The sequence below is a fragment of the Rhizorhabdus histidinilytica genome, assembly GCF_900167915.1.
Classification (GTDB): domain Bacteria; phylum Pseudomonadota; class Alphaproteobacteria; order Sphingomonadales; family Sphingomonadaceae; genus Rhizorhabdus; species Rhizorhabdus histidinilytica.
The window spans coordinates 225,207-245,700 of sequence record NZ_FUYM01000008.1 but is presented as its reverse complement, the minus strand read 5'-3'; the positions used below and the strand labels follow the sequence as shown (position 1 = coordinate 245,700).

Genomic DNA, 20,494 nt, shown 5'->3' with positions numbered 1-20,494 from the left:
GTTTAGCGCGTCGCAGCCACCGGAACCCCGAACAGGTCGTGCTCGTCGGCATCCTCGATCTCGACCGCGACGATATCGCCCGGTTCGAGCCCGCCCGCATCCCGCAGGTGGACCTCGCCGTCGATCTCGGGCGCGTCGGCCTGCGAGCGGCCGGTGGCGCCGCCTTCATCGTCGACCGCGTCGATGATCACGTCCAGCGTCCGGCCGACCTTGGCGGCGAGCTTGGCGGCGGAGATCGCCGCGGTCTTCGCCATGATCCGGGCGTAGCGCTCTTCCTTGACCTCCTCGGGCACTGCGCCGGGCAGGTCGTTGGCGGCGGCACCGGCCACGGGCTCGAAGCGGAAGGCGCCGACCCGGTCGAGCTGCGCCTCGTCGAGCCAGTCGAGCAGATATTGGAAATCCTCCTCGGTCTCGCCGGGGAAGCCGACCACGAAGGTCGACCGGATCGCGATGTCGGGGCAGATCGCGCGCCAGCCGGCGATCCGTTCGAGCACCTTCGCGTCGTTCGCGGGCCGCTTCATCGCCTTCAGCACCGGGGGGCTGGCGTGCTGGAACGGGATGTCGAGATAGGGGGTGATCAGCCCCTCCGCCATCAGCGGGATGACATGGTCGACATGCGGATAGGGGTAGACATAATGGAGCCGCACCCAGGCGCCGAGCTTGCCCAGCTCGCGCGCGAGATCGGTCATGTGCGCGCGGACCTCGCCGCCGCCCTTCAGCGGGAAGGCCTTGTGCCGGAGGTCGAGGCCATAGGCCGAGGTGTCCTGGCTGATCACGAGCAACTCGCGCGTGCCCGCCGCGACCAGCTTCTCCGCCTCGCGCAGGATCGCGTCGGGCCGGCGGCTGACCAGATCGCCGCGGATCGACGGGATGATGCAGAAGCTGCAGCGATGGTTGCAGCCTTCGGAGATCTTCAAATAGCTGTAGTGGCGCGGCGTGAGCTTGAGCCCCGCCTCGGGCACGAGGTCGACATAGGGCGAGGGCGGGACCGGCGCCGCGTCGTGGACCGCCCCCACGACCTCCTCATATTGGTGGGCGCCGGTGATCGCGAGCACCTTGGGAAAGCGCGCGCGGATCGCCTCTGCCTCGTCGCCCATGCAGCCGGTGACGATGACGCGGCCATTCTCGGCGATCGCCTCGCCGATCGCCTCCAGGCTCTCCTCCTTGGCGCTGTCGAGAAAGCCGCAGGTGTTGACGAGGACGACGTCGGCGCCGGCATAGTCGGGCGACAGGCCGTAGCCGTCCGATCGCAGCTTGGTCAGGATGCGTTCGCTGTCGACCAGGTTCTTGGGACAGCCAAGCGAAACCATGCCGATCTTCGGCGGGGAGGGGAGTTCGATTGCCATGGGTGGCGCGCACATAGTGGCTTTTTCGGAAAATTGCGAGGCTCGGCTTTAGGATGCCGTCCTGAGGGGGCAGTTTTTATCTGGCGCTCCCGTGTCCGCTCATCCTGAGGAGCCATTGAGCGAAAGCGAAATGGCGTCTCGAAGGACCTTCGAGACGGGCCTTCGCCAAGGCTCAGTCCCTCCTCAGGATGAGCGGAGCCTATAGGCAATCGATGCTGAAACCACCATGAATGATGTTCTATACATCAATTCTGCTATATGATATGGAAGAGTTCAGAGAGGTGGAGCGATGATCACCGCTGCGCAGATGCGGGCCGCCAGGGCCCTTTTGGGAATCGACCAGCGCCAGCTCGCCGAAATGTCCGGCGTGTCGTTGCCGACCATCCAGCGGATGGAGGCGAGCGAGGGAACGGTCCGGGGCGTGATCGACACGCTGACCAAGATCGTCGAGGCGTTCGACGCCGCCGGGGTCGAGCTGATCGGCAACAACGCGCCGAGCGTCGGGCAGGGGCGCGGCGTGCGGTTGAAGCAGGCCGCCGGGCCGGTGGGCGCCGGATCATGACCGTGCGGGCCCGCCAACCCGGCTTCGTCGAGCTGTTCACCCCCAAGCTCGTCACTATCCTGCGCGACCGCTACGGCCTCGCCGATCTCAGGGCCGACGCGCTGGCGGGCTTCACCGTCGCGATCGTCGCGCTGCCGCTGTCGATGGCGATCGCGATCGCCTCGGGCGTCACGCCCGATCGCGGGCTCTACACGGCGATCGTCGGCGGCTTCATCGTCTCGGCGCTGGGCGGAAGCCGCTTCCAGATCGGCGGGCCGGCGGGCGCCTTCATCGTCCTGGTGGCCGCGACGGTGGCGCGGCACGGCGTCGACGGGCTGATCCTCGCGACGTTCCTGGCCGGGCTGATGCTGGTCGCCATCGGTTTCCTGCGGCTCGGCACCTTCATCAAATATATCCCCTATCCGGTGACCGTCGGTTTCACCTCGGGCATTGCCGTCGTGATCTTCGCAAGTCAGCTCAAGGAGTTGATGGGCCTCACCCTGGCTGGGCCCGAGCCCGCCGCGATCCTGCCAAAGCTCGCGGCCCTGCGTCTGGCGTTGCCGACCCTCAACGGCGCGGCGGTGGCGGTCGCGCTGCTCTCGCTCGCGATCATCGTCGCGGTTCGGCGGTTCCGGCCGCAATGGCCGGCCTTCATCATCGCGATCGCCGTCGCCAGCGTCCTCGGGGCGCTGCTCGCGCTGCCGGTCGAGACGATCGGGACGCGCTTCGGCGGAATTCCCCGGTCGCTGCCTGTGCCGCACCTGCCCGATCTCTCCCCCGACCGGATCGTCGCGCTGCTGCCGGCGGCGCTGTCCTTCGCGTTGCTCGGCAGCATCGAGAGCCTGTTGTCGGCGGTGGTCGCCGACAGCATGACCGGCCGCCGCCACCGCTCCAATGCCGAACTGGTTGCGCAGGGTTTCGCCAATGTCGGCTCGTCGCTGTTCGGCGGCATCTGCGTCACCGGCACGATCGCCCGCACCGCGACCAATGTGCGGGCCGGCGCGCGCGGACCGGTCGCCGGCATGCTCCATTCGCTGTTCCTGCTGCTGATGATGCTCGTGGCCGCGCCGCTCGCCAGCTTCATTCCGCTTGCAGCGCTGGCCGCCGTGCTCGCCATGGTCTGCTGGAACATGGCCGAGAAACATGAGTTCGCGACGCTGCTGCGGGCCTCGCGCGGCGATGCGGTGGTGCTGGTGGCGACCTTCCTGTTCGTCGTCTTCCGTGATCTCACCACCGGTATCCTGGTCGGCTTCGGGCTCGGCGCGCTGCTGTTCCTCCACCGTATGGCGCAGGCGGTCGAGGTCGAGAGCGGCCGCCCGGTCGTGGCGGCCGACGTTGCCGACGACGGGACCTCCGACGGCGATCGCACCCGCTACGACGCCGCGCTCTCGGCCGATCCGTCGATCATGGTCTGCCAGATATCGGGCGCCTTCTTCTTCGGTGCGGCGGCGACGGTGGGGGCCGCGCTCGACGGCGTCGGCGGTGGCCAGCCACGGGCTTATGTCGTCGACTTCTCCGACGTGCCACTGCTCGATTCTACCGCTGCGGCGACGATCGCCGGGCTCGCACGCAAGGCGGGGCGGCAGGGAGCGACGCTCTACCTGACCGGAACGCGCCCGACGATCCGGCGCGTGCTGTTCGCGCACGGCGTCCGTCCGCCCCATGCACGCTTCAAGGCGACGATCGAAGCCGCGGTCGCCGCGGCGCGCCGAACGATGCCGGGGGACGTCAGCTCCGCGACGGCAGGTAGGTCAGCGGATTGACCGGCTTCAGCCCGTTGCGGATCTCGAAATGGAGCTGCGGTTCGGGCGTGTAGGGGCTCGATCCGCTCTTCGCGATCGTCTGGCCCTTCACCACCTTCTGACCGCGCGTCACGGTGATGCTGTCGGCATAGCCATAGGCGCTGATCCAGCCGTCGCCGTGGCGAAGCAGGACCAGTGTGCCATAAGCGGGAATGTCCTGGCCGACATAGGCGACCACGCCGTCGGCGGCTGCGGCGATCGGCGTGCCGCGCGGCGTGCCGATGTTGATCCCCTGGTTGATCTGCCCGCTCGAATAGCGGCCGAAGCCGCGCAGCACCGGCCCGCGCACCGGCCAGGCGAAACGCCCGTCGAAGCGTGACGGCTCGGCGACCGCGACGGTGGGGGCGACCGGCTTTGCAGCGGTCGGGACCGGCGGCGCCGGCTGCTCGCTGGTGGCGAGCGCGGGCTCGGAGCCCGAGATCAGGTCCTCGATGTCGACCCGGAAGGCGGCTGCCCGCTCGTCGGCCGACATGCCCGCGACCTCGCGCTGGCTGGGCAGCAGCAGCCGTTGGCCGTCGCGCAGGATATAGGGCTCTTCCAGGTCGTTGATCTCGGCGATCCGCTTCCATTCGACGCCATAGGCACGGGCGATGGCGATGCCGGTCTCACCCTTGCCGACCTTGTGATAGCGGCCGCCGGGGATCTTGAGCTTCTGGCCGACCAGGATCTTGAACGGCGGTTCGATCCGGTTGATCCGGGCAATCGCTTCCGACGCGGCGCCGGTCTTGTCGGAAATGCCGCGCAGCGTGTCGCCGGGCTTCACGACATAGGTCTGGGCGGAGACCTCGACCGCCGACGGCGTCACCGTGCGGATCTGCCAGGCGGGCGGAGGCGGAGGCGACGCCGCTTCGGACACGGCCGGCGGAGGTGGGGGGGGAGGAGCCTGGGGTTGCGGAGCCGGGACAGGCGCCGGAGTCGGCGTCGCGGCTCGCTTCGTAACGCGCGGCGGCTTGGTTTTGGGCGGTGTCGCGCTCGGCGCGGGCGCCGGCCGCTGGGTCGACGCGGGACGTTCCGGCGCCGGAATGCACGCGGTGGCCAGCAGCATGACCAGAAGGGCGGGCGTCGAGCGTCGGATCAGCGGAGCCATGCCGCCCTGTTAGCAGCCTTGGCCGACGATGCCACCCCGCTCGCTTCGATCAGCGGTACAACGTCGTCGTCGCGGCCAGCGCGGCGTGGTTGGTCATGTCGCAATGGAGCGGGGTCACCGTCACCCAGCCGTCGGCCGCCGCTTCCAGGTCGGTGCTGTGCGCCGGAGTGTGGGGCATGCCGGCGAGCTTGATCCAATAATAGTCGAAGCCGCGCGGGTCGGTGCGCTGGAGGATCTCGGTCTGACCATAGTCGCGCAGCCCCTGGGGGACGACGCGGATGCCGAGCACCTCGTCGGGCTCGCGCGCCGGGAAGTTGATGTTGTACAGGCTGCGCGGCGCCCAGGACGCGTCGAGCAGCGGGCGCAGCACCTTCTCGCCCCACGCTTCGGCTGCCGCGAAGCTGACGTTCGGGCCGGCGCCCTCGCGGGCATAGACCTGGCTCAGCGCGATCGACGGGATGCCGGCGAGCGCGCCTTCCATCGCCGCCGAGACGGTGCCCGAATAGCTGACGTCCTCGCCCAGGTTGGCGCCGCGGTTGACGCCCGACAGGATCAGCTCGGGCGGCGCGTCCTTCATGATCCGCGCCAGCGCCATCATCACCGCGTCGGTCGGCGTACCTGCGACCGCGAAGCGTTTCTCGCCGAGCTGGCGCAGGCGGAGCGGGCGGGTCAGGGTCAGTGACCGTCCGGCACCCGAGCGCTCGCTCGTCGGCGCAACGATGGTGATGTCGTCGGACAAGGTGCGGGCGATGCGTTCGAGCACGGTCATGCCCGGCGCATGGATGCCGTCGTCGTTGGTGAGGAGGATCCTCATGCCGGGCGCAGTTCGGTGATCCCGCCCATATAGGGAAGTAGCGCCTCCGGGATTTTCACCGAACCGTCCGCCTGCTGGTAATTCTCCAGCACCGCGACGAGGGTGCGGCCGACCGCGAGGCCCGAGCCGTTGAGAGTGTGGACGAAGCGGGTGCCCTTGCTCTCGCCGGCCGGACGATAGCGCGCGTTCATCCGGCGCGCCTGGAAGTCGCCGCAGTTGGAGACACTGCTGATCTCGCGATAGCAGCCCTGGCCCGGCAGCCAGACCTCCAGGTCGAAGGTCTTGCGCGCGGTGAAGCCCATGTCGCCGGTGCAGAGCAGGACGCGGCGATAGGGCAGGCCGAGCGCCTCGAGGATCGCCTCGGCCGCCTTGGTCATCGCCTCGTGGACGGCATCGGACTGTTCCGGGGTGGTGATCGCGACCAGCTCGACCTTCTCGAATTGGTGCTGGCGGATCAGCCCGCGCGTGTCCCGGCCCGCGGCACCCGCCTCGGAGCGGAAGCAGGGGGTGAGGGCGGTCAGCTTCATCGGCAGCTCGGCCTCGGCCACTATCTGCTCGCGGACCATGTTGGTCAGGCTGACCTCGGCGGTCGGGATCAGCCAGCGGCCATCGGTGGTGCGGAACAGGTCCTCGGCGAATTTGGGGAGCTGGCCGGTGCCGAACACCGCCTCGTCGCGGACCAGCAGCGGCGGAATCACCTCGGTGAAGCCGGCCGCGGTCTGCCGGTCGAGCATGAACGCGCCGAGCGCGCGCTGCAGCCGGGCGATGCCGCCCTTGAGCACCGCGAAGCGCGCGCCCGAGATCGCGGCGGCGGCCTCGAAGTCGAGACCGAGCGGGCCCGCGAAATCGGCATGTTCGCGCGCCTCGAAGGCGAAGGCGGGCGGGGTACCCCAGCGGTGCTGCTCGGCATTTTCCTGCTCGTCGGCGCCGTCGGGCACGTCCGCGGCGGGCAGGTTCGGGAGCGCGGCGAGCGCGGCGTCGAGCGCCGCCTCGACCTCGGCGCCCTCGGCCTCCAGCGCGGGCATGCGCTCCTTCAGCGCCGCGACCTCGGCCATCAGGGCGGATGCGGTCGTCTCGTCCTTCTGCGCCTTGGCCTGGCCGATCGCCTTCGACGCCTCGTTGCGGCGGGTCTGCGCGGCCTGCAATTCGGTCGCGATCGCGCGGCGACGCTCGTCGAGCGCGAGCAGCCGGGCCGATGCCGACTCGACTCCCCGGCGGGCGATGGCGGCATCGAAGGCGGCGGGATCTTCTCGGATCAGGCGGATGTCGTGCATGGCCCGCCTATGGCGCCGAAGCCCGTCACGTGCAACCGCCCGCGCGCGGCGAGTTCGGGTGGAGAAGCATAAGGGATATGAGGTCATTTCGCCCCGTCAGAGGGTCGACTGACCGAAAAAGGGTGGAACAGGCGGCTCCATCCAGGCGTCAATAGGTGGAATCCCCTTACCCATAGCGAGGAGTATGGATGTGACTTTGCGAGCTGCCTTTCTTGCCACTGCCCTGATGACGATCGCCGCAGGCCCGGCCGTTGCCCAGGAGGCCGCCCCAGCCGCCGCCGCGAAGGTCAACGTGACACAGGGCGCCAGCGTTTCGGACGCGAAGGGCGGGGCCGTCGGCACCATCGCATCGGTGAATGGCGACGTCGCGGTCATCGACACCGGCGCTGTCAAGGCTAGCGTGCCGACCTCGGCCTTTGCTCAGAGCGACAAGGGCCTGCTGATCGGCATGACCAAGGCCGAGTTGGAAGCGGCCGCGAAGGGCGCCTCGCAGCAGCAGCAGGAACAGTTCCTGGCGTCGCTGGCGCCGGGCGTCGCCGTCACCGACCAGAGCGGTGGCGCGGTCGGCACGATCGAGGCTATCGAGGGCGACATGGTGACGATCGCCACGCCGAACGCCAAGGCCAAGCTGCCCAAGAATGCGATCGCGCAGGGGCCGAACGGGCCGGTGATCGGAATGACCCAGGCGCAGCTCGAAGCCGCGGTCAAGTCGACCACGCCGCCGGCCGGTTGAGCCCACCGCACGGATAATCCCCAAAAATCTGCGCCCGCGCACAGCCTGTCGGCTTGTGTGCGGGCGTTGTGCTGTCTATAGGCGCGGCGGGCCGTCCATGGCGTCAGGTCAATTGGCCGACAAAGGGTGGACGGACGAAAGCGGAGAGTCGAATGGCATCGTCGCTGAGTGGGCGTATGGATGGTCGGGAACCGGTGAACGTGTCTACGGTAGAACTGGACGACGGATACAGGCCTTCGCCTGACGAGCCTTTCATGAATGATCGGCAGCTCGCCTATTTCAAGGCGAAGCTCCTTCTCTGGAAGGACTCCATCCTCAAGGAATCGGCGGGAACGCTGCAGCAGCTCCAGATCGATTCGCTACGCGAGCCCGACCTAACCGACCGCGCGTCGAGCGAGACCGACTGGTCGATCGAGCTCCGGACCCGCGATCGCCAGCGCAAGCTGATCTCCAAGATCGACGCGGCGCTGCGCCGGATCGAGGAAGGCGAATATGGCTATTGCGAGGTGACTGGCGAGCCGATCTCGCTCGGCCGCCTCGAAGCCCGACCGATCGCGACAATGACGGTCGAGGCCCAGGAGCGCCACGAACGCAACGAAAAGGTCAGCCGGGAAGAATAGAGCCCGGTTTTTTTGTTTGGCCTCAAGCGCCGGCGGTCGCATCCGCGACCTTGGCTATCCGCATAAGCTCGGGCGGCCGTTCGGCCTTGCAGGACGCTTCGCGTCCCGTTCCATCGGCATCAGTTCTGCGTCGGAGCCTGCTAAGGCTCCGCAAGCGCGAATGCGCGCCCGAGCTTATGCGAGGAAGCCAAGCCGGGCGGAGGCCCGGCGCCCGGCGAGGGCCAGAATCAAACTACGCGATGATGTCGGGGATCAGCAGGTCCTCGAGCTGGGATATCTCGTCCTTGATCCGCAGCTTGCGCTTCTTGATTCGGGCGATCTGGAGCTGGTCGACAGCGGGGGCCGTCTGCAGCGCCTCGATCGCTGCTTCCAGATCGCCATGCTCCTGGCGGAGAACCTGGATACGTCGCGTAATGACCTCGCTGTCCAACCGACTCGCTCCAAGCCCTGCAATGCTGCGGCGATTCTAGCGGCAGAGACTGCTTCCGCTCAACCCCGTCGACCCTGCGGGCAAGGGGGACGAAGAGCTGTTTCCCGCGGGTAACGGCCAATCGTGCCCGGCATCGGTCCAAGCTTTTTTTTGGGCGAGACAGACGGGGCGAATCATGATCTATTGATCGGCCCAGTCGGAGTGAAAGGAGACAGTCTAGATGTCGACTACCCATTCGTCCGCAATGCTCGCCAAGCATGCCGGGATCGAAGCCCGGATCGCCGTGGAGAGCCGCAGGCCGGCACCGGACACGGTGCTGATCAGCGAACTGAAGAAGCAGAAGCTTCGAATTAAAGAGGCGCTTGCCCGCCTTTGACGCCACGCAGGGGATTGAGGATCAATCGATCCTCAATCCAGGCCTGCGGACCCTTCCCATATCGATGACCTTACGAAGATGATCGTCCGACCCGGCGGTCACGGGTAGCCGTGCCCGCTTCGGGTCGATCGTCTCGCCGAAGGTGATGCCCATCCGCCCGCCGCGGACCCAGACGATCTCGCCCTGGATCAGGCCGATGCCGCGCAGGCCGATCTCGACATGCGCGCCGACGTCATATTCGACCTCGGAATCGGCCATCAGGCCGGTCGAGGACAAGTTGCGGATGCGGATCGGCTGTGTTTCGCGGGCATAGTCGCCCGCGGCCTTGACGGTGCCCATCAGCAGCAGGCTGTCGCGCTTGCGCAGGCGATTGCCCGGCTGTGGCGGCGCCTCTCCGGCGATGTCTGCCATGCTCGTCCCCCGTTGGAATCCAGCGGGACGATTAGCCTTTCGGCGGTTTATGGGGAGTTAAGGCCGAATGTAAAAAGGCGGCGGCCCGCCTCGTCCCATGTCGGGAAAGGCGGGCGCGACCGGTCGGATCAGCGTTCGATGCACATGGCGATGCCCATGCCGCCGCCGATGCACAGGGTGACGAGGCCCTTCTTCGCATCGCGCTTCGCCATTTCATAGATCAGCGTGGTTAGCACCCGCGCGCCCGAAGCGCCGATCGGGTGGCCGATCGCGATCGCGCCACCGTTGACGTTGACGATGTCGGCATTCCAGCCGAGTTCCTTGCCGACCGCCAGCGCCTGTGCGGCGAACGCTTCATTGGCCTCGATCAGGTCGAGGTCGGCTATCGTCCAGCCGGCTTTCTCGAGCGCGAGATTCGACGCCGGCGCCGGCCCGATCCCCATGATGGACGGGTCCACGCCGCAGGTCGCCCAGCTCGCGATCCGGCCGAGCACGGGGGCGCCGCGCCTGGCGGCATCGTCCGCCGACATCAGCACCAGCGCGGCGGCGCCGTCGTTGATGCCGCTGGCGTTGGCGGCGGTGACGGTGCCGTCCTTCTTGAAGGCCGGCTTGAGTGCGGACATCGCCTCGATCGTCGCGCCGGCGCGGATATATTCGTCGCGCGCCACGACGGTGTCGCCCTTGCGGCCCTTGACCGTGACGGCGACGATCTCGTCGTCGAAGCGGCCGGCAGCCTGCGCGGCTTCGGCCTTGTTCTGGCTGGCGACGGCAAAAGCGTCCTGATCGCCGCGGCCGATCTGGTATTTTTCCGCCAGGTTCTCGGCGGTGATGCCCATATGATAGGCATTGAAAGCGTCGGTCAGGCCGTCGCTGATCATCGTGTCGACGAGCGAGGCGTTGCCCATCTTGAAGCCGCCACGCAGATTCTGCGCGTGCATCGACAGCGACATGCTCTCCTGCCCGCCGGCGACCACGACCCGCGCGTCGCCGCAGCGGATCGACTGGGCGGCGAGGGCGACGGCGCGCAGGCCCGAACCGCAGACCTGATTGACGCCGAACGCGGTCGCCTCCTTGGGGATGCCGGCGTTGATCGCCGCCTGACGCGCCGGGTTCTGACCCTGGCCGGCGGTCAGCACCTGACCGAGCACGGCTTCCTGCACCTCGGCCGCCTCGACGCCAGCCTGGGCGAGCGCGGCTTCGATCGCCACGCGGCCCAGCTCATGCGCCGGGGTGGTCGCGAACGAGCCCAGGAAGCTGCCGACGGGCGTGCGCTTGGCGCCGGTGATCACGATGTCAGTCATAGTCGCTCCTGCCTTTGTTTCGCGTGTGCGAACGGCTTATGGGGCCGATTTCATCGACTCACGCGCTGGTTTTCCGCGTCGGCCTATCAGCTATTCCGCAGATGCGAAAGCCATGTGGAGAGATGGTTCCACAGCGATCCGGGCGCGCGTCGCCCAACCACCATACCGACATGCCCTTCGTCCAGCGCGATCCGTTCGCCGCCCGGCCACGCACTGGCGGCGGGGGTGATGCGGTCGGTCGTCGACAGGATGTTGAGTATCGGAATGCCGAGGACGGCTGGATCGACGGTACGCCCGCCGACGGTCCACCGGCCGGCACCGCTGACATTCCCCGCCATCAGATCCTCCATCAGCTCGCGGCCGGCGGCGAAGGGGAGGGGCGGGCCGTCATTCGCCCAATCCTCGACCGCGACATAGTTCTGACCCTCGGCGCCGGCGGCGTCCTTGGCGGCGAATTGTTCGAATTTGGCGATCGTGCGGGAAGGATCGATCCGCCAGAAGATCTGCTGCAGCACCTCGGCGGGCAACAGGCCGAAACGGCTCGCCACCGGTTCCGCGCTGCGCCATAGCTCCAGCAGGTCGTTTCGCGTCTGCGAAGAAAATCCGCCGAAATCCCATGGTGCGGCGATCAGCGCGAGCGCCTTGGGTGGGCGCAGCATAGCCGCCGCGATGCTCATCGTCCCGCCCAGGCAATAGCCGGCCAGTGCGGCGTCGGGGCCGAGCAGTTCGAGTGCCGGCAGGATATAGCGTTCGACATGGCCGCCGATGTCGATGTCGGCCTCGTCGGCGCCGGGGCTGCCCCAATCGAGCAGCACCGGGTCGAGCCCACGCGCGGCGAGACCGCGCATCATCGAATTTTGGTCGCTGAGATCAAGGATTTCGGAGCCGTTGATGAGCGAAGGCACGAACAGCACCGGCGGCCCGCCCGCACCATGGCCACGCAACGTGACCCGGCCGATCCGGCCGACGACCGGCGCCTGGGGCGGGCGCGGGGGGCGGGGGGCGTTCTGGTAGGCGCGCAGCCCGGCCAGCGCGGCCTGCATCCGCGCGGGATTTTCCGCGGTTTCGTTGCGCAGCATGTCCAGGAACAGCGGCAAGGGCCGCGGCCTGTGTTGCGGCGCGGAAAGTTTTGATGCTATGTCAGACATCGGCATTGGTCGGCAGGTGGGGAATCATGGCGAAATCATCGGACGGCTCGGGTACGGTCATCATCAAGAAATACGCCAATCGCCGGCTGTATAACACCGAAACATCGAGCTACATCACCCTCGACCATCTCGCCGCCATGACCCGCGAGGGGCGCGATTTCAAGGTCATCGACGCCAAGACCGAAGAGGACATCACCCACAACGTCCTCACCCAGATCATCATGGAGGAGGAGAACCGCGGCCAGACGATGCTGCCGGTGAGCTTCCTGCGCCAGCTCATCTCGCTCTACGGCGATTCGATGCAGTCGATGGTGCCGCAATATCTCGAAGCGTCGATGGATGCATTCCGCCGCAACCAGACACAGTTCCGTCAGGCTATGGAAGGCGCATTCGCCGGCGGTCCCTTCGCCGAGATCGCCAAGCGCAACATGGACATGTTCGAGGCCGCCGCGAGCGCGTTCAAGCCGCAGCGCGCCGAGACCCCTGCCAAGGAAGCCCCCGCGGCGACGGCCGCCGAAACCCCGCCGCGCAGCGAGGTCGAGGCTCTCAAGGCCCAGCTTGCCGCGATGCAGGAGCAGATCAACAAGCTCAAGTGACGGCGGCGGCATAAGCCGGCCGCCGTCATCCTGAACTTGTTTCAGGATCGACCCATCCTCCGCACCGCCCGCTTGTGGGGCGGTGGATGCTGAAACAGGTTCAGCATGAGGATAGGGGAGTGAGCCTGGTTAGATATGACCCGCTCCTCCTGAGGAGCCACTGAGCTTGGCGAAGTGGCGTCTCGAAAGTGATCAGGCCGTCATGTCCCCCGGACATGACTGAAGACTGCCGGGGGCAGTCTTCACCCGATCACTCCTTCGAGACGGGCTTCGACTTCGCTCAGCCCTCCTCAGGGTGAGCGGATAAGGTTTAACGCGCGATGCTCCAGCTTGCCCTACGGCTTGACGAATTTCAGCGTCAGCCGGTCGCTCTCGCCGATCGCTGCATATTTCGCCTTGTCGGTATCGCCGAGCTTGTAGGTCGGCGGCAGTGTCCAGACGCCTTCCGGATGGTCGTGCGTGTCCTTCGGATTGGCATTGATCTCCGACTCGCCGGCCAGCTTGAAGCCCGCCGCGGTCGCGAGGCGGATGATCGTCGAGCGCTTGATGTAGCCGCTCTTCTTCTCGAGCGCGGTGTCCTTGTCCTCGGGCAGGCGATGGTCGACGACGCCGAGAATCCCGCCCGGCTTCAGCGCGGCATAGAAGTCGGCGAAGGCCTTCGCGGCGACCGCGTCGCCGGCCATGATCAGGTTGTGGACGTTGCGGAAGGTGAGCACGCGGTCGGCGCTGCCGGGCGCGATCGTCGACGGCGCCGTCGGGCTGAACGCCGCGATCGTCACCGGGCCGAACCGGTCCTTGTTGCGGTCGAGCATCGCGGTGGTGTTCGCCACCCCGCGCTCGGGGGCCAGTGCGACATAGCTGCCGTTACCCTTGAGCAAAGGCGCCAGGATTTCGGTATACCAGCCGCCTCCGGGGTAGAATTCGACGACCGTCTGGCCGGGATGAACGTCGAAGAAGGCGAGCGTCTCGGCCGGATGGCGATATTGGTCGCGGGCGCGGTTCGCCTCGCTGCGCCCGGTATCCGCGATCGCCTTGGCGATGGCAGGGTCGGCCTTGATCGAAGTGGCCGAGGCCGACGCGGCGGGAGCGATGGCGGCGGGCGCAATCAGGGCGATGGCGAGGGCGGTATAAAGCGGGTAACGCACCGATGGTCTCCCGATATGGAACATCGGCGCAATGAAGACGGAGCGGCGCAAAGGTGCAATCGGATTATGCTTGGCCGACCCTTCTCTTCGTCGCGCTGGCGGTGCTGTCCGTCGCGGCCGATTGGCGCCGCCACCGCCGGCGCGAAGCTGACCGCGCGGCGGGACGCACCGGATGGGTGCCCTGGCCGCTGGTCACGGTGCTGGCGCTGATCATGGCGTCGCTGTTCGCGGCATGGTGGATCGGCGATACATAGAACCGTTGTTCGACACCGGGCTTTTTATCTGAACCGTTCGTCCCGAGGAGGGGCTGATCACTTTCGAGATGCCATTTCGCCTTCGCTCAATGGCTCCTCAGGATGAGCGGAGATAGAGGCGTCGGACGAAAGGTGCGATGTCCTAGAGGCAGGCTTCGAGCAGCGGCTGATCGAAGCCGAACTGGCGTGCCTTCTCGATCGTGTAGGGGCGCAGGCCCGACGTTGCGAACTCGCCGACGATCCGGCCTTCCGCATCCTCGGCATGATATTCGAACTTGAACAGCTCCTGGGTGATGATCACCGGTCCTTCCATGCCCAGCACCTCGGTGATGCTGGTGACGCGGCGCGATCCGTCGCGCAGACGCTTGACCTGGACGATCAGGTCGACCGAGTCGGCGATCTGCTTCGAGATCGCCTCCTTGGGCACCTTGATGTCGGACATCATCACCATGTTCTCCATGCGCGCCAGCGCCTCGCGCGGGCTGTTGGAGTGGAGGGTGCACATCGATCCGTCATGGCCGGTGTTCATCGCGGCCAGCATGTCGAAGCATTCCGGCCCGCGAATCTCGCCCAGGATGATGCGGTCGGGGCGCATGCGCAGCGCGTTGACGACGAGGTCGCGGATCGTGATCGCACCCTGACCCTCCAGATTGGCGGGCCGCGTTTCGAGCGGCAGCCAGTGCGGCTGCTGCAGCCGGAGCTCGGCCGCGTCCTCGATGGTGACGACGCGCTCGCCCGGGTCGATCATCTTCGACAGTGCGTTGAGCATAGTCGTCTTGCCCGACCCGGTGCCGCCCGAGATGACGATGTTGAAACGGCTCGCCCCGGCGATCTTGAGCATCGTCGCCATCTGCTCGCTCATCGATCCGCTGCGCGCCATCATGTCGAGGGTAATCGGCTTCGACGAGAATTTGCGGATCGAGATCGCCGTGCCACGCAACGACAGCGGCGGGACGATGACGTTGACGCGGCTGCCGTCGGCAAGGCGCGCGTCGGCCAGCGGCGTCGTCTGGTCGACCCGGCGGCCGACCTTGGAGACGATGCGCTGGGCGATCTGGAACAGATGCTCCTCATCGCGGAAAGTGACCTTGGCGAGCTCGAGCTTGCCCTTGCGCTCGACATAGGTCTGCTCGGGGCCGTTGACCATGATGTCGGTGATCAGCGGGTCGCTCAGCAGCTCCTCGAGTGGGCCGAGGCCGAGCAACTCGTCGATCAGCACCTTCTCAAGCGCGAATTGCTCGCGGCGGTTGAGGGTGATGCGCAATTCGGCGAGCACCTCGCCGATGATCGGCCGGAATTCCTCGGCCAGCTCGTCCTTGCTCAGCGAGGCGGCGGCCTCGGGATCGACTCGTTCGAGCAGGCGGGGAAGCACTTGCTCCTTGATCTTGTGGATCGATGCCTCGAACCCTTCGATCCGTGCGCGGCCGGCGTCGCCCGACGCAGCCTCGCGGATCGCGAGCCGCGCCATCGCGTCGGCATGCTTGGGAAGGGCGACGTCCTCCTCGCTCACCGCGATCGGATCGTCGAAGCTCGGCAGGCCGGCGAAGGGATCGGTGCCCGCGCCGGGAAAGGCAGCGCTGTCGATCGATGGGAATTGCAACCCGCCGGTCAGTGGTCCGGGCGCGCTGTCGACGTGCATCGGGCGGGCCACGCCGAAGGCGGGCTTGGCCCCGTGCGTCATCGCTCCACGCTTGCCGAAAGCACTCATTCGATCAGTCCCCGACGGCCCAGTTCCGGCCGAACGGTCATTGGGTAGCGGCAAACCCCTCAAAATCGGTTAATCCGGCGTTGGCCATCGCGCCCGGTCGTTCCGATCAGATGAAATCTGCGACTCCGATCATGGTCGGATCGGTCAGGCCAGCGAGCTTGACCGCCTCGATCGGCGACGAGCTGCCCGGATCGTAGAAGAGATAGAGATCGCCGCCCACCTTGAGCACTGCGACGTCGGTGAACCCTGCGGTGCCGTCGAGCCGTCCCTGCGCCACGGCGGCGGCTTGCGCCAGCGTATCGAACGCACCAGGCTCATAGGCGACGCTGCCGGGTACGCCCAAACCGAGGCGGATATGGTCTACGCCGTCGGTGAAGTCGGTGATCATGTCGGTCATATAGGCGAGCGCGCCGCCCGTGGCGAAGGTCGCCTCGCCGGTGGAGAAGACGAAGACATCGGCGTCGCCGCCGCCGACCAGGACGTCGATGCCGGTTCCGCCGGCCAGCGTGTCTGCGCCGAGGTCGCCCATCAGCACGTCGTTGCCGGTGCCGCCCTGGATGCTGTCGCCGCCCTGGCCGCCGCGCAGCGAATCATTGCCCTCGCCGCCGTCGATCGTGTCGCTGCCCAGATTGCCGTTGACGCTGTCATTGCCGCTGTTGCCGACGATGCTGTCATTGCCCTGACCACCCTGGATCCGATCCGACCCGATGCCGCCGTCGAGCCGATCGTCGCCGGCATTGCCCTGGAGATAGTCGTTGCCCGCGCCGCCGGTGATCGTGTCCGAACCGTCGCCCTGCACCGCCACGGAGGCCGCACCGTAGAGATGATCGTTGCCGCTGCCGCCGGTGATCGAATCGTTGCCGGCGCCGGCCATGATCACGTCGCTGTTGTCGTTGCCGACGATCGTGTCGTTGCCGGGGCCGGTGATCGCGCTGTCGATGCGGGTGCCGTACGCGATCGCGATGTCGTTCTTCAGGCCGGTGACGCTGCTGAACGCGCCGTCGTGCAGGTCGATCGTCGAGGGGGTGGTGAAACCCGACACGTCGAGCGTGTTGCCGACGCCCTTGTTCCACAGCGTGACGATCGGCCGGCTGTTCTGGGTGAAGTCGAAATATCTGGCGATCGGGCCGGTGATATTGCTGTTGAACCCATAGACCTGCCCGCCTGACAGCGGCGTGTCGATCGCGACGCCATAAATCCGCTGGATCGCGACGATGTCGAGCGGCATCGGGGTGACCGGCGTGTTCGCGTAGAGCAGCCCATCGCTGGCGCGCGATGTCCCCCAGGAAAAGCCGCTCGCGGGATCGTTGTAGGACATCAGCGTCCAGGGGAGCGAGTCGAAGCTGGTATAGCGCGGCGAACCGAAGTCGAGGCTTTCGTCATAGGCGCCGCCATGGCCGAGGCCGAGAACATGGCCCCATTCGTGGATCAGCGTCGTATAGGGGTAGCCGCCATATTCGCTGAACGTCGAGCCGAGCGGGCCGAAACCCGCTGCACTGGTGTCGATCTCGATCCGGCCGCGCGTCGCGCTGCCGATATTCGCCGTTCCCGTCATGCCGTCGCTGAGGTTTCGTCCGCCCGAAGCGCTGCCGTCGGTCCCGCGCTGGAGCGTCACCATGGCGCTGCCGGAGTTGTTCTCGACGAACTTGACGTTGGCCACCGCTGACCAGAGCGCGGCAGTCGATGCGAAAGCCGATCGTTCGGCCTCGTTCCAGTTCGACGCGATATCGAAGGCATAGCTGATCGTGGCGCCCGTGCCGATCGTCGCGGTTCCGAACTTGGCGGTATGGTTGTTCGCCGGATCATAGGTGGCGGGGTTGTCGGAGTTCCAGGTCCAATAGCTCTCGCTCGCCAGCAAGCCGCTCGAGTTGATCCCCGAGAGGAAGGTGACTTCGGTCTGCTGAAGCGAACTGATCGATGCCATGCGCTGACGATTCCTGTGATGCCTTGCCCGACCTTATAACAGGAAAGCGGGGCTTTCAGTTTGAATTGAAACGGGTTTGGAGATTCTTACCGAAGTTGCCGACTATCATAATATGCAACTTTAAGGTTGCGTATCTCGGTTCGGAAGGCATTATACGGGCAACCAGGAGGTTGCTTATCATGACAGATCGTATCGAACGCACCATCGATCTTCGCGCGCCCATGGACAGAGTGTGGCGCGCTCTCACCGACTATCGCGAATTCGGGCAGTGGTTCCGCGTCGCGGTCGACCGGCCCTTCGTCGTCGGCGAGCCGGCGACCGGGCGGATCACCCATGAGGGCTTTGAGCATGTCCGCTGGAACGTCCGCATCGTCGCGATGGAGGAACCGCGCCGCTTCGCCTTCACCTGGCATCCCTATGCGATCGATCCGGCGGTCGACTATTCGCAGGAAGAGCCGACGCTGGTCGAATTCCGGCTTGAACCGGCGGGGACGGGGACGCGGCTGACCGTCACCGAATCAGGTTTCGACCGTATTCCCGCGCACCGTCGTGACGAGGCGATCCGGATGAACAGCGGGGGATGGAGCGCGCAGGTCGAAAATATCCGCGCCCATGTCGACGCTGATGTCGACGGCTGAGGCTGCCCGCGCGATCGACCCGGCGCCAATCTTCGCAGCGCTGGGGGATCGTACCCGACTGTCGCTGCTGATGCGGCTCAGCGATGGGCGCACCCGATCGATCACCATGCTCGCCGGCGATACCGACCTGACCCGTCAGGCGGTGACCAAGCATCTCCGGGTGCTGCAGGACGTCGGGCTGGTCGAAAGCGTGCGCCATGGGAGGGAGAGCCGCTTCACCTGCCGACCTGAACCGCTCGACGTTGCGCGCGCCTATCTCGACGGAGTGGCGGCGCAGTGGGACGACGCGCTGCTTCGCCTCAAGGCGTTCGTCGAGGAGTAGGACGGATCGCCGCCGCCATTGACGCCTCGAAAGAAAAGGCCCGGTCGCATCGCTGCGCCGGGCCTTCCATGTTTCTTGCCGCGAGGGCAGGGATCAGGCTTCGGTGGCCTGTTCCGCCAGCACCGTCAGACCCTTTTCGTTGACCTCGGCGAAGCCGCCTTCGACATGGATGCGCGCGGCCACCGTGTTCGGGCCCGAATAGATCGCCAGCTCGCCCGAGCGGACCGTCGACATGAAGGGCGCATGGCCCGCGAGCACGCCGAAGTCGCCCTCGGAGCCGGGCACCACCACCATATAGACCTCCTCCGAGCGGAGGAGCTTTTCGGGGGTGACGAGTTCGAAATGCAGATCAGCCATGTTCAGTCCTGTTTCCGGTCACGGAGGGCAAGATCGAACGCCATGGTGGCTTTCTCGAACTTGTCCCGGCAACCCGGGTTGCAGAAGCCGACGACCGCGCCCTTGTAGACGGTCAGCGCGTCTGCCGAGATCGGATCACCCGACCAGGGGCAGGTCTCGTTGACCGCATCCTCGATGCGCGGCCCGTCCGCCATCAGGCCGCTTCGGCGGCCAGCTTCTTGGCCTTCTCGACCGCCTCGTCGATGCCGCCGACCATGTAGAAGGCGGCTTCGGGCAGGTGGTCATATTCGCCGTCGACGACAGCCTTGAACGACTTAACCGTATCCTCGATCGACACGAACTTGCCGGGGATGCCGGTGAAGACCTCGGCGACGTGGAACGGCTGCGACAGGAAGCGCTGGATCTTGCGGGCGCGCTGGACGGTCAGCTTGTCCTCTTCCGAGAGCTCGTCCATGCCGAGGATCGCGATGATGTCCTGCAGCGACTTGTATTTCTGCAGCGTCTCCTGGACGGCGCGGGCGGTCTCGTAATGCTCCTGGCCGACGACGCGCGGCTCGAGGACGCGGCTGGTCGAGTCGAGCGGGTCCACCGCCGGATAGATGCCGAGCTCCGAGATGGCGCGCGACAGCACGGTCGTCGCGTCGAGGTGGGCGAACGAGGTCGCCGGCGCCGGGTCGGTAAGGTCGTCCGCGGGGACGTAGATCGCCTGCACCGAGGTGATCGAGCCCTTGTTGGTCGAGGTGATGCGCTCCTGCAGGGCGCCCATGTCGGTCGACAGGGTCGGCTGATAGCCCACCGCCGAGGGGATGCGGCCGAGCAGCGCCGACACTTCCGAACCCGCCTGGGTGAAGCGGAAGATGTTGTCGACGAAGAAGAGCACGTCCTGGCCCTCCTGATCGCGGAAATATTCGGCGATCGTCAGGCCCGAGAGCGCGACGCGGGCGCGGGCCCCCGGCGGCTCGTTCATCTGGCCGAACACCAGCGCCACCTTCGAGCCGTCCGGCGTCGGGTTGCCGTCGGCGTCCTTGGCGATGACGCCCGCATCGAGGAACTCGTGGTAGAGGTCGTTGCCCTCACGGGTGCGCTCGCCGACGCCCGCGAACACCGAGGTGCCGCCATGGCCCTTCGCGATGTTGTTGATCAGCTCCTGGATGAGCACGGTCTTGCCCACGCCGGCGCCGCCGAACAGGCCGATCTTGCCGCCCTTGGCGTAGGGGGCGAGGAGGTCGATGACCTTGATGCCGGTGACCAGGATCGAGGTCTCGGTCGACTGGTCGACGAACAGCGGGGCCTCGGCATGGATCGGGGCGCTCAGGTCGGTGTCGACCGGGCCGCGCTCGTCGATCGGCTCGCCGACGACGTTGAGGATGCGGCCGAGCGTGCGCGGGCCGACCGGAACGCGGATCTGCGAGCCGGTGTCGACGACTTCCTGGCCGCGGGTCAGGCCGTCGGTCGCGTCCATCGCGATCGTGCGGACGGTGTTCTCGCCGAGGTGCTGGGCGACTTCGAGGACCAGGCGGTTGTCGCCGTTCTTGGTCTCGAGCGCGTTCAGGATCGCGGGCAAGGCGTTCTCGAAGGTCACGTCGACGACGGCGCCGATGACCTGGCTGATGCGCCCGACATTGTTGGTGGTGGTCTTAGCCATGGTCTGCTTCCTTGCTGGCCTG

23 protein-coding genes are annotated in these 20,494 nt (G+C 66.8%); 9 read left to right on the top strand and 14 right to left on the bottom strand.

What is annotated here, in order from left to right; all coding sequences use genetic code 11:
* Positions 1-2: 2 nt before the first annotated feature.
* Entirely contained in the window at positions 3-1,346 is a 1,344-nt protein-coding gene (gene rimO, locus B5X82_RS18160) for a 30S ribosomal protein S12 methylthiotransferase RimO (protein ID WP_079649579.1), read from the bottom strand.
* 289 nt (positions 1,347-1,635) lie between these two features.
* On the opposite strand from rimO, the gene B5X82_RS18155 reads away from it, so the two are divergent.
* Complete coding sequence (locus B5X82_RS18155; RefSeq protein ID WP_079649578.1) at positions 1,636-1,908, top strand: helix-turn-helix domain-containing protein; 273 nt, start codon at positions 1,636-1,638, stop codon at positions 1,906-1,908.
* Positions 1,905-3,650: a SulP family inorganic anion transporter gene (locus B5X82_RS18150; protein ID WP_079649577.1), complete on the top strand. Its 1,746-nt coding sequence runs from the start codon at positions 1,905-1,907 to the stop codon at positions 3,648-3,650. Before B5X82_RS18155 ends, B5X82_RS18150 begins: the two co-directional genes overlap by 4 nt.
* Here the strand turns inward: B5X82_RS18150 and B5X82_RS18145 are convergent.
* Genes B5X82_RS18145 through serS form a run of 3 tightly spaced genes read right to left on the bottom strand, consistent with a single transcriptional unit; the run spans position 3,616 to position 6,864 of the window.
* Complete coding sequence (locus B5X82_RS18145) at positions 3,616-4,776, bottom strand: M23 family metallopeptidase (RefSeq protein WP_079649576.1); 1,161 nt, start codon at positions 4,774-4,776, stop codon at positions 3,616-3,618. The genes B5X82_RS18150 and B5X82_RS18145 overlap by 35 nt on opposite strands.
* A 49-nt stretch (positions 4,777-4,825) precedes the next feature.
* A complete protein-coding gene (surE, locus tag B5X82_RS18140; protein WP_079649575.1) occupies positions 4,826-5,590 on the bottom strand; it encodes a 5'/3'-nucleotidase SurE in 765 nt (254 codons plus the stop codon).
* Positions 5,587-6,864: a serine--tRNA ligase gene (gene serS / locus B5X82_RS18135; protein ID WP_079649574.1), complete on the bottom strand. Its 1,278-nt coding sequence runs from the start codon at positions 6,862-6,864 to the stop codon at positions 5,587-5,589. Before serS ends, surE begins: the two co-directional genes overlap by 4 nt.
* 190 nt (positions 6,865-7,054) lie before the next feature.
* On the opposite strand from serS, the gene B5X82_RS18130 reads away from it, so the two are divergent.
* Positions 7,055-7,597 carry a preprotein translocase subunit YajC gene (locus tag B5X82_RS18130; RefSeq protein WP_139385132.1) on the top strand — a complete coding sequence of 181 codons (543 nt, stop codon included), beginning with the start codon at positions 7,055-7,057 and terminating at the stop codon, positions 7,595-7,597.
* A 152-nt stretch (positions 7,598-7,749) separates the two neighbouring features.
* Positions 7,750-8,217: an RNA polymerase-binding protein DksA gene (gene dksA, locus B5X82_RS18125; protein ID WP_011951483.1), complete on the top strand. Its 468-nt coding sequence runs from the start codon at positions 7,750-7,752 to the stop codon at positions 8,215-8,217.
* 232 nt (positions 8,218-8,449) lie between these two features.
* Here the strand turns inward: dksA and B5X82_RS18120 are convergent, their stop codons facing one another.
* Positions 8,450-8,647, bottom strand: a complete 198-nt coding sequence (locus tag B5X82_RS18120; RefSeq protein ID WP_079649572.1) for a YdcH family protein — start codon at positions 8,645-8,647, stop codon at positions 8,450-8,452.
* A gap of 220 nt (positions 8,648-8,867) precedes the next feature.
* Here B5X82_RS18120 and B5X82_RS18115 point away from each other — a divergent pair, with 220 nt between their 5' ends.
* On the top strand, positions 8,868-9,023 hold the full coding sequence (locus B5X82_RS18115; RefSeq protein WP_079649571.1) for a YdcH family protein: 156 nt from the start codon (positions 8,868-8,870) through the stop codon (positions 9,021-9,023).
* 21 nt (positions 9,024-9,044) lie between these two features.
* Here B5X82_RS18115 and B5X82_RS18110 read toward each other — a convergent pair whose 3' ends face one another.
* The 3 genes from B5X82_RS18110 to B5X82_RS18100 form a co-directional block, all read right to left on the bottom strand.
* Positions 9,045-9,434 (bottom strand): PilZ domain-containing protein, encoded by a 390-nt coding sequence (locus B5X82_RS18110; protein ID WP_079649570.1) that lies wholly within the window; start codon positions 9,432-9,434, stop codon positions 9,045-9,047.
* A 128-nt stretch (positions 9,435-9,562) separates the two neighbouring features.
* The gene (locus B5X82_RS18105) at positions 9,563-10,735 is read right to left on the bottom strand and encodes an acetyl-CoA C-acetyltransferase (protein ID WP_079649569.1); all 1,173 of its coding nucleotides are present in this window, start codon (positions 10,733-10,735) and stop codon (positions 9,563-9,565) included.
* Between the two features lie 86 nt (positions 10,736-10,821).
* A complete protein-coding gene (locus B5X82_RS18100) occupies positions 10,822-11,889 on the bottom strand; it encodes an alpha/beta hydrolase (RefSeq protein WP_079649568.1) in 1,068 nt (355 codons plus the stop codon).
* Positions 11,890-11,909: 20 nt separating this feature from the next.
* Here B5X82_RS18100 and phaR point away from each other — a divergent pair, with 20 nt between their 5' ends.
* Positions 11,910-12,479, top strand: a complete 570-nt coding sequence (gene phaR / locus B5X82_RS18095) for a polyhydroxyalkanoate synthesis repressor PhaR (protein ID WP_079649567.1) — start codon at positions 11,910-11,912, stop codon at positions 12,477-12,479.
* A gap of 335 nt (positions 12,480-12,814) precedes the next feature.
* Here the strand turns inward: phaR and B5X82_RS18090 are convergent, their stop codons facing one another.
* Entirely contained in the window at positions 12,815-13,624 is an 810-nt protein-coding gene (locus tag B5X82_RS18090) for a class I SAM-dependent methyltransferase (protein WP_079649604.1), read from the bottom strand.
* 53 nt (positions 13,625-13,677) lie between these two features.
* Here B5X82_RS18090 and B5X82_RS18085 point away from each other — a divergent pair, with 53 nt between their 5' ends.
* Positions 13,678-13,878 (top strand): hypothetical protein, encoded by a 201-nt coding sequence (locus B5X82_RS18085; RefSeq protein WP_079649566.1) that lies wholly within the window; start codon positions 13,678-13,680, stop codon positions 13,876-13,878.
* A 142-nt stretch (positions 13,879-14,020) separates the two neighbouring features.
* Here the strand turns inward: B5X82_RS18085 and B5X82_RS18080 are convergent, their stop codons facing one another.
* Positions 14,021-15,586, bottom strand: coding sequence for a CpaF family protein (locus B5X82_RS18080; protein ID WP_079649565.1), 1,566 nt, complete (start codon positions 15,584-15,586; stop codon positions 14,021-14,023).
* A gap of 106 nt (positions 15,587-15,692) precedes the next feature.
* Positions 15,693-17,510, bottom strand: coding sequence for a M10 family metallopeptidase C-terminal domain-containing protein (locus B5X82_RS18075; protein ID WP_079649564.1), 1,818 nt, complete (start codon positions 17,508-17,510; stop codon positions 15,693-15,695).
* Between the two features lie 179 nt (positions 17,511-17,689).
* Between B5X82_RS18075 and B5X82_RS18070 the strand changes: the two genes are divergently transcribed.
* Both B5X82_RS18070 and B5X82_RS18065 read left to right on the top strand, forming a co-directional pair.
* On the top strand, positions 17,690-18,148 hold the full coding sequence (locus tag B5X82_RS18070; RefSeq protein WP_079649563.1) for an SRPBCC family protein: 459 nt from the start codon (positions 17,690-17,692) through the stop codon (positions 18,146-18,148).
* A complete protein-coding gene (locus B5X82_RS18065; RefSeq protein WP_079649603.1) occupies positions 18,135-18,470 on the top strand; it encodes an ArsR/SmtB family transcription factor in 336 nt (111 codons plus the stop codon). Before B5X82_RS18070 ends, B5X82_RS18065 begins: the two co-directional genes overlap by 14 nt.
* Positions 18,471-18,563: 93 nt before the next feature.
* On the opposite strand, the gene B5X82_RS18060 is transcribed toward B5X82_RS18065, so the two are convergent.
* From B5X82_RS18060 to atpD, 3 genes are read right to left on the bottom strand one after another with little or no spacing between them, the layout of a single operon-like run.
* Positions 18,564-18,827 (bottom strand): ATP synthase F1 subunit epsilon, encoded by a 264-nt coding sequence (locus tag B5X82_RS18060; protein ID WP_079649562.1) that lies wholly within the window; start codon positions 18,825-18,827, stop codon positions 18,564-18,566.
* Between the two features lie 2 nt (positions 18,828-18,829).
* Positions 18,830-19,021: a glutathione S-transferase gene (locus tag B5X82_RS18055; protein ID WP_079649561.1), complete on the bottom strand. Its 192-nt coding sequence runs from the start codon at positions 19,019-19,021 to the stop codon at positions 18,830-18,832.
* The gene (atpD, locus tag B5X82_RS18050; protein WP_079649560.1) at positions 19,021-20,472 is read right to left on the bottom strand and encodes a F0F1 ATP synthase subunit beta; all 1,452 of its coding nucleotides are present in this window, start codon (positions 20,470-20,472) and stop codon (positions 19,021-19,023) included. Before atpD ends, B5X82_RS18055 begins: the two co-directional genes overlap by 1 nt.
* Between the last annotated feature and the right edge of the window lie 22 nt (positions 20,473-20,494).

What these genes read in the sequence shown, in the direction of transcription:
- rimO (WP_079649579.1), bottom strand. Translation starts at nt 1,346, where the DNA reads ATGGCAATCGAACTCCCCTCCCCGCCGAAGATCGGCATGGTTTCGCTT.
- B5X82_RS18155 (WP_079649578.1), top strand. Translation starts at nt 1,636, where the DNA reads ATGATCACCGCTGCGCAGATGCGGGCCGCCAGGGCCCTTTTGGGAATC.
- B5X82_RS18150 (WP_079649577.1), top strand. Translation starts at nt 1,905, where the DNA reads ATGACCGTGCGGGCCCGCCAACCCGGCTTCGTCGAGCTGTTCACCCCC.
- B5X82_RS18145 (WP_079649576.1), bottom strand. Translation starts at nt 4,776, where the DNA reads ATGGCTCCGCTGATCCGACGCTCGACGCCCGCCCTTCTGGTCATGCTG.
- surE (WP_079649575.1), bottom strand. Translation starts at nt 5,590, where the DNA reads ATGAGGATCCTCCTCACCAACGACGACGGCATCCATGCGCCGGGCATG.
- serS (WP_079649574.1), bottom strand. Translation starts at nt 6,864, where the DNA reads ATGCACGACATCCGCCTGATCCGAGAAGATCCCGCCGCCTTCGATGCC.
- dksA (WP_011951483.1), top strand. Translation starts at nt 7,750, where the DNA reads ATGGCATCGTCGCTGAGTGGGCGTATGGATGGTCGGGAACCGGTGAAC.
- B5X82_RS18115 (WP_079649571.1), top strand. Translation starts at nt 8,868, where the DNA reads ATGTCGACTACCCATTCGTCCGCAATGCTCGCCAAGCATGCCGGGATC.
- B5X82_RS18110 (WP_079649570.1), bottom strand. Translation starts at nt 9,434, where the DNA reads ATGGCAGACATCGCCGGAGAGGCGCCGCCACAGCCGGGCAATCGCCTG.
- B5X82_RS18105 (WP_079649569.1), bottom strand. Translation starts at nt 10,735, where the DNA reads ATGACTGACATCGTGATCACCGGCGCCAAGCGCACGCCCGTCGGCAGC.
- B5X82_RS18100 (WP_079649568.1), bottom strand. Translation starts at nt 11,889, where the DNA reads ATGCCGATGTCTGACATAGCATCAAAACTTTCCGCGCCGCAACACAGG.
- phaR (WP_079649567.1), top strand. Translation starts at nt 11,910, where the DNA reads ATGGCGAAATCATCGGACGGCTCGGGTACGGTCATCATCAAGAAATAC.
- B5X82_RS18080 (WP_079649565.1), bottom strand. Translation starts at nt 15,586, where the DNA reads ATGAGTGCTTTCGGCAAGCGTGGAGCGATGACGCACGGGGCCAAGCCC.
- B5X82_RS18075 (WP_079649564.1), bottom strand. Translation starts at nt 17,510, where the DNA reads ATGGCATCGATCAGTTCGCTTCAGCAGACCGAAGTCACCTTCCTCTCG.
- B5X82_RS18070 (WP_079649563.1), top strand. Translation starts at nt 17,690, where the DNA reads ATGACAGATCGTATCGAACGCACCATCGATCTTCGCGCGCCCATGGAC.
- B5X82_RS18065 (WP_079649603.1), top strand. Translation starts at nt 18,135, where the DNA reads ATGTCGACGGCTGAGGCTGCCCGCGCGATCGACCCGGCGCCAATCTTC.
- B5X82_RS18060 (WP_079649562.1), bottom strand. Translation starts at nt 18,827, where the DNA reads ATGGCTGATCTGCATTTCGAACTCGTCACCCCCGAAAAGCTCCTCCGC.
- B5X82_RS18055 (WP_079649561.1), bottom strand. Translation starts at nt 19,021, where the DNA reads ATGGCGGACGGGCCGCGCATCGAGGATGCGGTCAACGAGACCTGCCCC.
- atpD (WP_079649560.1), bottom strand. Translation starts at nt 20,472, where the DNA reads ATGGCTAAGACCACCACCAACAATGTCGGGCGCATCAGCCAGGTCATC.